The sequence below is a fragment of the Bradyrhizobium sp. PRIMUS42 genome, assembly GCF_023006515.1.
Classification (GTDB): Bacteria; Pseudomonadota; Alphaproteobacteria; order Rhizobiales; family Xanthobacteraceae; genus Bradyrhizobium.
The window spans coordinates 1-9,982 of record NZ_JALBGZ010000169.1 but is presented as its reverse complement, the minus strand read 5'-3'; the positions used below and the strand labels follow the sequence as shown (position 1 = coordinate 9,982).

Below are 9,982 nucleotides of genomic sequence, written 5' to 3'. Positions count from 1 at the left end.
ACAGGCATGCCGACGGACGCCATCATAGCGCCGGCAGGCAGGGCGACGGACGGCCCGGCGAAGGACGCCATGGCGAGGGCAGACCTGTTGATGGCAGGCCCGGTGAAGGCCACAAGGCCTCCAAGGGGTCTCGCCGCCACCGCGGTTCCGGTGGTAAGATGAACTCCTCACCCGCCGATCGGTCGGAACAGCGTCCCGCGCATAGCGCCGGCAAGCCTGATGGAATACAAGGCGTTGCCTTTTTGCGTCGCGAGAGTCGCCCCAACGGCCGACCGAACCGCAATCCTCATTCGAACTAACAGTCCACGACTGGAGACACCCACATGGCTAAGGAAGAGCTGATCCAGTTCGAAGGACTGGTCACCGAAATCCTCCCCGACGCCCGCTACCGCGTGCAGCTCGACGCCGGACACGAGATCGTTGCCTATACCGCCGGCAAGATGAAGAAGAACCGCATCAAGACGCTGGCGGGCGACCGCGTGACGGTGGAAATGTCGCCCTATGACCTCGAGAAGGGCCGGCTGATTTTCCGCCACAAGGACGAACGTCCCAGCGGGGTGGGTGGACCGCCTCGTCCGGGCCAGCGCGGCGGCCAGTTCCGCCGTCGTTAGGCGGTTGCTGGCGCGCGAGCGGCAGCAAGATTCCGGCCAGCCTATCGATCCGCCGTGGACCTCGCGGCGGATCAAAAAATCGTGCATGGCCGGATTGTTTTGAGGCCTCAATTCCGATAAAATGAATTTATCGATTTTCGGCCGGACGACATTAGCATCCACCGGTACAGCCGGTTCAGACACGCTGACGACCCTTCCAAAAATTCGATCTAACCGGCCTGCGCGAGCGGGCTCCAACATTGTGTTATCTGAGAAGGGACTACCCCCGTGAGCATGGGAACCGTGAAGTGGTTTAACGCGACCAAAGGCTTCGGCTTCATTCAGCCCGACGATGGCGGCCAGGACGTGTTCGTTCACATCAGCGCTGTCGAGCGCGCAGGCCTCGGCACGCTGCGTGAAGGTCAGAAGATCTCCTACGAGATCGTGGCCGACCGCCGCTCCGGCAAGTCGGCAGCGGACAACCTGCGCGACGCAGGCTGAACCGCCGGGCGCTTGGCCCGATCGGCTTGCGCCAGCCAAAGCAAACAAAAAGGCCGTGCGCAACGCACGGCCTTTTTCATTCCGAGGGCCTGCTCGTGGATGTCAGCACGAGGAGGGTACGCCGTTGTAGGGAACGCAGGTGACCTGGCGCGGCCGCGTGTAGGACAGATCGCTCAGCGGTATGCTCGACTTCAACACGTAACCCACGGAAGGTGTGTAAGTGTAGCTTGCCTCGCTGAGTATGAGGTAGGTCGACGGAATCAACAGCGTCGAGGGAAGCTCGCTGGTCACCTTGTCGCCGGCCTTCCGAGCCGAGGTCGCCAGCGTAGCTTGCGTCGCACCGCTCGCAATGGTGCCGGCCTTGCTCCACTGGACCGTGGCAATGCTGTTGGCATCGATGTAGATCTGGGAGATCGAGCCTTTCACGAGCGTAGCGTCGTAAGGCATGATGATCGAGATGCTCGCCGTGAACGCGTTCTGCATGTCGGAATCGGTCAGCGTCGTCGACTGCGATGTCAGATCGGACAGTGTCCGTGCGATCAACGTGACTTTGCGATCGATCGCCACGGCCGACGAGAATTCGACGGTACCGAAGAACATCACCAGCATCAGCGGCACGATGACCGCGAATTCGGTCGCCGCGAGCGCGCGGCTGTCGGCGACGAAGTCGCGCACCGAACTGCGGGCATTCCTCGAGAAATTTTTAATCGCCTGCATTGGTCCGCTCAGATCCATCTGCCTCAGAAGGGTTCGTTCTTGAAGGCAGCGGTCGCGACCAGCAGTCGCTTGCTGCTGCAACCGATGTTGTAGCCGAGGCCGGTGACGAAGAGCGGCCACTGATAGAACATCCGCACCACGACGACCTGGCTGGAGCTGCCGGGATTGTATTGCACGCCGGTCGGATTGAAGTTGCAGGAATCGCCGTAACTGGTGAGGTTCAGCGCCGTGAAGGAACTGGTACTCACCACGTCGACGTAAAGCTTGCTGCAATCGAAGAGCGCCGGGATCTGGCTGCAGACATAGGTCTTGAACGTGGTCTGATCGCACGCCGCGACCACGTTGGGCGTGGTCTGACAGGCTGCCACCGAGCCGCCCTGCGCTTGCGCCTGGCCGGTCAGAATGGCACGCGCCGAATTCTGGGTGACGGTCTCGAGCACCTGGCCTGCGAAGAACACCAGCGCCGTCTCGATGATGGCGAACAGCAGCGCGAAGAAAATCGGAGCGACCAGCGCGAACTCGACCGCCGCGGAGCCGCGGCGGCTGCCATGAAACCGGGATAGCGCTGTCCGGAGCGTGAACCTCGTAGGCGGAAGCGATGGCATCGCGTCAAATTCCCCAGCAGCGGCGATCCTCTGCTTGGTTCAATAGCTAAAACTGATTGTTTAAGTGTTGCAGGCGATTCACGCCCGCCGGACGGCATCGTTAAGGATGCGTTATCCATGCACGCCCGCATGCATCGAAGACGGCGCGCGCGGAGAGACCTCGCCCTGACAGTCCGGAAAATGCCCTGGCGGACTCAGGCGATCCTGCCCGGGTCAACCCGCCAGTCGACCTGGCTAGTTGGACTTGGTGCCCGCACCGGCGTTGCCGCTGGCATTGCTGCTCAGCGAACCGGCCTGGCTCATCGTGTTGTTGAAGTAATTGTCGCTGTCGCCGAGCGTCACACGACGCTGGCAAATCGGCACGCAGCTGTAGGATTCGCGCTCGATCCCGCGATAGACGGTGACGAGCCGGTCGCTCGGACCTTCGACCTGGATCTGGCGGTCGACCAGAATCTCGCCGCTCCGGTCGAGCGCGATGAAATTGGTGGCACCGTAGCCCTTGCCGGTCACGACGATCATGCCGCCGGGCTGGAGGGTGACGTCCGCGATCAGGGGATTGCCGACCACGATGGTCGCTACCTTGCCGGGCAGCCGTACCAGCTTGGCCTGGTCGACATTGACGGCGATGGTGTCGGCGGTGGGCTCGGCGAGGCCGGCAGCCGGCGATGCCAGCACTGCGGCGGCAACCAGAAGACAGACGCGCGCATGACGGCGCAGCAATTCTTTACGCATACTCTTACCCCCGGGACATCACAAACCGGCAGAAGCGACCAGATACAGCGGAGCCAGTGCCCGACCCGGGTAACCTGCCCTTAATTCGTGAACGTTCCGCAAACTCGCCGACTATTGTTTGAACGGACTGGCGTTTCCGGCCCGATATTCCAATCCTAGCGGCGGAACGGATAGGCCAGTTGGCCCCCGAACTCCTTCGGCATGGTCGCTTCGTCCTTGCCGTAGTCCTGCGGCAGCTGCCCCGCCGGCATGCGGAAGGTGCCGAACAGCACGTCCCAGATCGGAAACGTCCCGGCAAAATTCGTGTTGCCACCCTCTTCGAGCGAGGTGTGGTGCCAACGGTGGAATACCGGCGTTGCCAGCAAATATTTGAACGGTCCGAAGGTCCAGTTCAGGTTGGCGTGCACGAAGGCCGAATGGAAGGTGGTGAACGGGCCGACCCAGATCATGACGTTCGGGGAGATGCCGGCCATCAGCAGCACGACGTCGACGCTGATCGTCCCGAGCATAAGATTGACGGGATGGAAGCGGGCCGCGGAAATCCACCCGATCTCCTCCGACGAATGATGGACGGCGTGGTACTTCCAGAAGCCGCCGTCATGGAAAAGCCGGTGCAGCCAATACAGCATGAAATCAGACAGCATCAGGAATAGCAGAGCCTGCACCCACAGGGGCAGCTGCGCCAGCGGGCCGTGGCCATTGTCGTAGAAGGCGATGAGCCCGTCGGCATCGTGGATGTTGAAGATGGCGCTGGCGCCGACGATCAGAAGTCCGATCCGCATGGTGCGGGCGAACACCGGAACGAAGAACCAGTAACAGATGTCGGTGATGATCTCCCGCTTGCGCCACCACGGCGCGCCGGGATTGCAAGCCCAGAAATGCTCGAGCACGGTGAAGACGGCCGCGAGCGCGAAGGTGACCGGGATCACCTTCACGATGGTCTCGCCGAGCATCAAGGCGACTTGCATGGGCAGGCTCGACATCGTCGCCTCTCTTGCGGATTCCAGTTCTCCTACGCCTACTCCGCTAGATTTAAGGGAGGGTGAAGCCGCCGCCGCGCTCACGCTGCATCTGGAACCGGAGCGAATTGCAGCCGCAGCCTTAAGGCGAAATTCACTTTGGGCGGAAGCAGCGCGCCAGAAACGGGTTTGCTTGATCGAATTAACTCCACCGAAAGAGCTCGGCTCTCATGGTCATCGGGTCAAAGACGGCGCCGAACGAGGCGATCTTCACCCCAGATGGAGTTTTGTTCATGAAGAACTTGATTGCACGTTTCGCGAAGGATGAATCCGGCGCCACCGCCATCGAATACGGTCTGATCGCCGCCGGCATCGCGCTGGCCATCATCACCGTCGTCAACAATCTCGGCACCACGCTGAACACCAAGTTCACCTCGATCAGCACGTCGCTGAAGTAAGCGACCGACGAACGACGGCAAAAGCCCCGGATCTCCGGGGCCTTTGTTTTTGAAGACGGCGAGTTCCAGTGGCGTTGCGCGAGTACAGAACCGATGCCGCGGTCGCGGCGAACGAGGCAGGGGCGGCGCAGGCCGGATCACCGGTCTATTGGGTCTGCCTTGCCCTGCTGCTTGCAACAGTCGCGCTCGCCGCGCGCATTGCCAGCCTCTGGTGAGCACGCGTTCGGCGGCTTCGGCCGCGCGCGACCCATACTGCCGTTGTCGGTTTGTTTAGCACTGCCGGCTAGCATCGCCCGACGCCAGTTCCCGCCGCAAACCCAGGCCTCAAGACGCAGCCCATGATCCTCGACCTTGCGCGCCTTCTGCTCTTCCCGGCCTTGATGGCGTTCGCCGCCGCGAGCGATCTCTTCACGATGACGATCTCGAACCGTGTGTCGCTGGCGCTGGTCGCCGGCTTCTTCGCACTTGCCCTCGCCGGTGGCATGGCACCTTACGAGATGCTGAGTCATGTCGGTGCCGGCGCGCTTCTCCTGGTCGTGGCCTTCACCTGCTTTGCGATGGGCTGGGTCGGCGGCGGCGACGCCAAGGTCGCGGCCTCGGTCGCGCTCTGGTTCGGGTTCGCGCAGTTGATGAACTTCCTGCTCTACGCCTCGCTGTTCGGCGGCGCGCTGACGCTGCTCCTGCTCCAGTTCCGGCAATGGCCGCTGCCCTACGGGCTGGCGGGTCAGGCCTGGCTCGCGCGGCTGCACGCCAAGGAGAGCGGAATCCCCTACGGCATCGCGCTCGCCCTGAGCGCGCTGATGGTCTACCCGGAGACCGAATGGGTGAAGGCGATCGACCTCGCCCACCTCGCACTGCGCTGAACGCACTGGGTAAACCGGGCGCTAAGGCGATTTAGATACGCCTCATTAACCATGCTTTGACGAATAGCTGGTCAACTGCCGATTACGGCGGCGGCAGCGTCGCGGCGTTTTGTTGGAAAGTGAAGCGTATGAATAGGGCACGCATTGTCGTCCTGACGGTCGCCATCTGCGCCGGCGGCGTCGCCGCGTACCTGGCGAGCGGCTCGGACAATTCTGCGCCGCCTCCGGCCCCGGTCGCGCAGCTCCCGACCGTCGACGTTCTCGTGGCCAAGAACGACATCGGCCTCGGCCAGACCGTGAAGCTGGAAGACGTGCAATGGCAGACTTGGCCGGCCGCGACCGCCAGCGCCATCTTCATCCGCCGCAACGAGCGTCCCGAGGGCGCGACCCAGGTCGCCGGTTCGATCGCGCGCGCGCCCTTCATTCAGGGCGAACCGATTCGCGACCAGAAGCTGGTCAAGGCCGAGGGTTCCGGTTTCATGGCGGCAATCCTGCCCACCGGCATGCGGGCGATCTCGACCGAAATCTCGCCGGAGACCGGCGCGGGCGGCTTCATCCTGCCCAACGATCGCGTCGACGTCCTACTCACGCGCCGGCTGAAGAACCCGGACCAGAGCAGCGGCGCCCCCGACGTCGTCACCTCCGAGATCATCCTGGCCAATATCCGCGTCCTCGCCATCGATCAGGCGCCGAAGGAGAAGGACGGCCAGAACGCGGTGGTCGGCAAGACCGTCACCCTCGAGCTCAATCCCGCGCAGACCGCAACGCTTTCGGCGTCCCGCCAGAGCGGCACGCTGTCGCTGGCACTGCGCAGCATCGTCGACGTCAAGATGAGCGAAATCACGCTCGATGACTCCGCGCAGAAGCGGGACGGTGTTTCGATCATTCGCTACGGCATTCCAAGTCAGACGGCGAAGGCACGATGAAGACAGTCGATATGAAATGCAGGGTGGATTTGACGACGATGCGGACCTCCATGGTCCGCGCCCTGTCGTTTTCGGCCGCTGTCGCGCTGGCGCTCAACCCGGTTCTGACCCCCGTGGTCGCCGCCGATTACCGCCCCGTGGCGTCGGCCGCAGCGGACGGCCAGATGAACGCGCGCTTCCTCTCGCTCGGCGTCGGCAAGTCCATCGTGATCGACCTGCCGCGCGACATCAAGGACGTGCTGGTCGCCGATCCCAAGATCGCCAATGCGGTGGTCCGCTCGGCGCAGCGCGCCTATATCATCGGCGCCGCGGTCGGCCAGACCAATATCGTGTTCTTCGATACCGCCGGTCAGCAGATTGCGGCCTATGACATCGCGGTCAAGCGCGACCTCAACGGCGTGCGCGCCGCGCTGAAGCAGGTCCTGCCCAATTCAGACATCCAGATCGACGGGCTCGGCGACGGCATCATCCTGACCGGCACGGCGGCGAACCCGTTGGAAGCGCAGCAGGCCAACGATCTCGCCGCGCGCCTGGCCGGCGGCGCCGACAAGGTGGTGAACTCGATCGTGGTCCGCGGCCGCGACCAGGTCATGCTCAAGGTGACGGTGGCGGAGGTCCAGCGCACCATCGTCAAGCAGCTCGGCATCGACCTGACCGCCAACCTCAACTACGGCACCTCCGTGGTGAGCTTCTCGAACTCGAATCCGTTCACGGCTCTCGGCAAGAACCTCGTGGACGGCAACAATCTCACCACGAAGTTCGGCGGCGCGCCGTCGGTGCAGGCCACCCTGCGCGCGATGGAAACCGCGGGCGTGATCCGCACGCTGGCCGAACCGAACCTGACCGCGATCTCCGGTGAATCGGCAACGTTCATCGCCGGCGGTGAATTCCCGGTCCCGGCAGGCTATGCGTGCGATCCCACCACGCATGTCTGTACCACCCAGATCAGCTTCAAGAAGTTCGGCATCTCGCTCAACTTCACCCCCGTGGTGCTGAGCGAAGGCAAGATCAGCCTGCGGGTGATGACCGAGGTCTCCGAACTTTCGAACGAAAACGCGATCACGCTGTCGCAGGCGGTGACCTCGACGTCGGTGAACTCGCTGACGGTGCCCTCGATCAGGACCCGCCGCGCGGAGACCTCGCTGGAAATTCCCTCCGGCGGCGCAATGGCGATGGCCGGCCTGATCCAGCAGCAGACCAAGCAGGCGGTCAGCGGACTGCCGGGACTGATGCAGCTCCCGATCCTCGGCACGCTGTTCCGCAGCCGCGACTTCGTCAACAACGCGACTGAGCTCGTCGTGATCGTAACGCCTTACGTCGTTCGCGCGGTGGCGCCGAAGGATCTGTCGCGACCGGATGACGGCTTTGCCCCGCCGGCGGATCCGCAGGCTCAGCTGATCGGCAACATCAACCGGATCTATGGCGTGCCTGGCCGAACCGAACCGGCCAAAAACTACCGCGGCACCTATGGCTTCATCACCGACTGAAGCGGAACGGGGACTTCACGATGATCACAAGACCACCCCAGCTTCGCAAACGCGCCATCCGCCTCGGTGGCGCGCTCGTCGGCATGGCGCTGGCGCTCGGCGGCTGCCAGCACGACGAAGTCCTCACCGCCTCCATTCCCGACGACTACAAGCAGCGCCATCCGATCGCGGTCGAGGAGCAGAACCGCTCGATCGTCGTCTTCGTCGGCCATGCCCGCGGCGGATTGACCGCCGCCCAGCGCGCGGACGTGATGGGTGTGGCCTCGGCATGGTTGCACGAAGGTACGGGCGCCATCCGTATCGACGTGCCCTCCGGCACGCCCAACGCGCGTCCGGTTGCGGACACGATGCGTGAAATCCAGGCGATGCTGGCGGGCGCAGGCGTTCCGCCGCGCGGCGTGAACATTCACCCCTACCAGCCGGAAGACAAACGTTTCCTGCCGCCGATCCGGCTCACCTATTCCAAGATCGCCGCGGTCGCGGGTCCATGCGGCCTGTGGCCGGAGGACATCGGCCCTTCGATGAAGAACAAGAGGTGGTTCGAGAACAAGGATTACTACAATTACGGCTGCGCCTATCAGCGCAACCTCGCAGCGATGGTCGACAATCCGTCGGACCTTGAGCAGCCGCGGCCCGAAACGCCGTCCTACACGGCCCGACGCATCACCGGTCTTGAGAAGTATCGCAAGGGACTCTCGACATCGACCACCTATCCCGACGCCGACAAGGCCAAACTCAGCGACACCGGCAAATGATCAGCTACGCTCGCCAGACACACGAAGAGCAGCCGGAAGCAGGTCCTCCGCCGGTCGAGGAGCATATTGCGCCCGCGCCGCGCGTCTCCGTCCAGGCCTTTTGCGAGACCGTGGAAACTGCTGCCGCGGTCCAGTCGGCCGGCGAGGATCGCCGCCTCGGCAAGGCCCATCTGAAGATCCAGATGGGCGGCATGGCGGCCGCGGTCGAAGCCTACCGCTCGGCTCCCACGCCGAACGTGATCGTGCTCGAGAGCGACGGCCGCAACGACCTCTTGGGCGGGCTCGACCAGCTCGCCACCGTCTGCGACGCCGGCACCCGCGTGGTCGTGATCGGCCGCATCAATGACGTCACGCTCTACCGCGAGCTGGTGCGCCGCGGCGTCAGTGACTATGTGCTCGCGCCGGTCGGCGCGATCGACGTCGTGCGCTCGATCTGCAACCTGTTCTCGGCGCCGGAAGCCAAGGCGGTCGGCCGCATCATCGCCGTAGTCGGCGCCAAGGGCGGCGTCGGGGCTTCCACCATCTCCCACAATGTCGCCTGGGCGATCGCGCGCGACCTCGCAATGGACGCCGTCGTCGCCGATCTCGACCTCGCCTTCGGCACCGCCGGGCTCGACTACAACCAGGATCCGCCGCAGGGCATTGCCGACGCCGTGTTCTCACCCGATCGCGTCGACACCGCCTTTATCGACCGCCTGCTGTCGAAATGCACCGACCATCTCAGCCTGCTGGCGGCGCCGGCGACGCTCGACCGGGTCTATGATTTCGGCACCGACGCATTCGACTCGGTATTCGACACGCTGCGTTCCACCATGCCGTGCATCGTGCTCGACATTCCGCATCAATGGTCGGGCTGGACCAAGCGCGCCTTGATTGGAGCGGATGACATCCTGATCGTGGCCGCTCCCGACCTCGCCAATTTGCGCAACACCAAGAACCTGTTCGATCTGCTGAAGGCCGCGCGTCCCAACGACCGACCGCCGCTCTACTGCCTGAACCAGGTCGGCGTGCCGAAGCGACCCGAAATCGCCGCCGCGGAGTTCGCCAAGGCCATCGAGAGCCAGCCGATCGTCTCGATCCCGTTCGAGCCGCACATCTTCGGCTCGGCGGCCAACAACGGCCAGATGATCGCGGAGATCTCCGCCAACCACAAGTCGATCGAGATGTTCCTTCAAATCGCCCAGCGCCTGACCGGCCGCAGCGAGACCAAGAAACAAAAGTCGTCCCTGTTTTCACCCCTGATTGACAAGTTGCGGGGAAAATAAGCCACCGCATGGAGTTGTTAAGTGTTTGGTAAGCGTAGCGGAACAGACACCGACCTTCGGGCGCCCAAGCCCGGCGCCGTGTCGCCCGAGCCTGCCCAGGCTCCGGCGCCGACGGTGTCGCGCG

13 protein-coding genes and 1 pseudogene are annotated in these 9,982 nt (G+C 63.7%); 10 read left to right on the top strand and 4 right to left on the bottom strand.

Features of this window, described 5'->3' with window-relative positions:
- The 3 genes and pseudogenes from MOV75_RS15265 to MOV75_RS15255 all read left to right on the top strand — a co-directional run.
- A pseudogene (locus MOV75_RS15265) lies at positions 1 to 299 on the top strand (RNA helicase); the annotation flags it as partial.
- 24 nt (positions 300 to 323) lie between these two features.
- Complete coding sequence (gene infA / locus MOV75_RS15260) at positions 324 to 611, top strand: translation initiation factor IF-1 (RefSeq protein ID WP_008131890.1); 288 nt, start codon at positions 324 to 326, stop codon at positions 609 to 611.
- Between the two features lie 267 nt (positions 612 to 878).
- Entirely contained in the window at positions 879 to 1,091 is a 213-nt protein-coding gene (locus MOV75_RS15255) for a cold-shock protein (RefSeq protein WP_194404462.1), read from the top strand.
- Between the two features lie 102 nt (positions 1,092 to 1,193).
- Here MOV75_RS15255 and MOV75_RS15250 read toward each other — a convergent pair whose 3' ends face one another.
- From MOV75_RS15250 to MOV75_RS15235, 4 genes are all read right to left on the bottom strand, one after another.
- A complete protein-coding gene (locus tag MOV75_RS15250; RefSeq protein ID WP_246926121.1) occupies positions 1,194 to 1,808 on the bottom strand; it encodes a TadE/TadG family type IV pilus assembly protein in 615 nt (204 codons plus the stop codon).
- Between the two features lie 23 nt (positions 1,809 to 1,831).
- Positions 1,832 to 2,413 (bottom strand): TadE/TadG family type IV pilus assembly protein, encoded by a 582-nt coding sequence (locus MOV75_RS15245; RefSeq protein WP_246926124.1) that lies wholly within the window; start codon positions 2,411 to 2,413, stop codon positions 1,832 to 1,834.
- 234 nt (positions 2,414 to 2,647) lie between these two features.
- Positions 2,648 to 3,145 (bottom strand): pilus assembly protein N-terminal domain-containing protein, encoded by a 498-nt coding sequence (locus tag MOV75_RS15240; protein ID WP_246926126.1) that lies wholly within the window; start codon positions 3,143 to 3,145, stop codon positions 2,648 to 2,650.
- 155 nt (positions 3,146 to 3,300) lie between these two features.
- Positions 3,301 to 4,128, bottom strand: a complete 828-nt coding sequence (locus tag MOV75_RS15235) for a sterol desaturase family protein (RefSeq protein ID WP_246926128.1) — start codon at positions 4,126 to 4,128, stop codon at positions 3,301 to 3,303.
- A gap of 269 nt (positions 4,129 to 4,397) precedes the next feature.
- Here MOV75_RS15235 and MOV75_RS15230 point away from each other — a divergent pair, with 269 nt between their 5' ends.
- From MOV75_RS15230 to MOV75_RS15200, 7 genes are all read left to right on the top strand, one after another.
- Entirely contained in the window at positions 4,398 to 4,562 is a 165-nt protein-coding gene (locus MOV75_RS15230; protein ID WP_027544253.1) for a Flp family type IVb pilin, read from the top strand.
- 74 nt (positions 4,563 to 4,636) lie between these two features.
- The gene (locus MOV75_RS15225) at positions 4,637 to 4,777 is read left to right on the top strand and encodes a hypothetical protein (RefSeq protein ID WP_246926139.1); all 141 of its coding nucleotides are present in this window, start codon (positions 4,637 to 4,639) and stop codon (positions 4,775 to 4,777) included.
- A 123-nt stretch (positions 4,778 to 4,900) separates the two neighbouring features.
- Positions 4,901 to 5,425, top strand: a complete 525-nt coding sequence (locus MOV75_RS15220; protein ID WP_246926132.1) for a prepilin peptidase — start codon at positions 4,901 to 4,903, stop codon at positions 5,423 to 5,425.
- 128 nt (positions 5,426 to 5,553) lie between these two features.
- Positions 5,554 to 6,351: a Flp pilus assembly protein CpaB gene (cpaB, locus tag MOV75_RS15215; protein WP_246926133.1), complete on the top strand. Its 798-nt coding sequence runs from the start codon at positions 5,554 to 5,556 to the stop codon at positions 6,349 to 6,351.
- A gap of 11 nt (positions 6,352 to 6,362) precedes the next feature.
- A complete protein-coding gene (locus MOV75_RS15210; RefSeq protein ID WP_246926137.1) occupies positions 6,363 to 7,838 on the top strand; it encodes a type II and III secretion system protein family protein in 1,476 nt (491 codons plus the stop codon).
- 20 nt (positions 7,839 to 7,858) lie between these two features.
- Complete coding sequence (locus MOV75_RS15205; protein ID WP_246926134.1) at positions 7,859 to 8,593, top strand: CpaD family pilus assembly protein; 735 nt, start codon at positions 7,859 to 7,861, stop codon at positions 8,591 to 8,593.
- Entirely contained in the window at positions 8,590 to 9,858 is a 1,269-nt protein-coding gene (locus tag MOV75_RS15200; RefSeq protein WP_246926135.1) for an AAA family ATPase, read from the top strand. The genes MOV75_RS15205 and MOV75_RS15200 overlap by 4 nt, the downstream gene beginning before the upstream one ends.
- Positions 9,859 to 9,982: the final 124 nt, after the last annotated feature.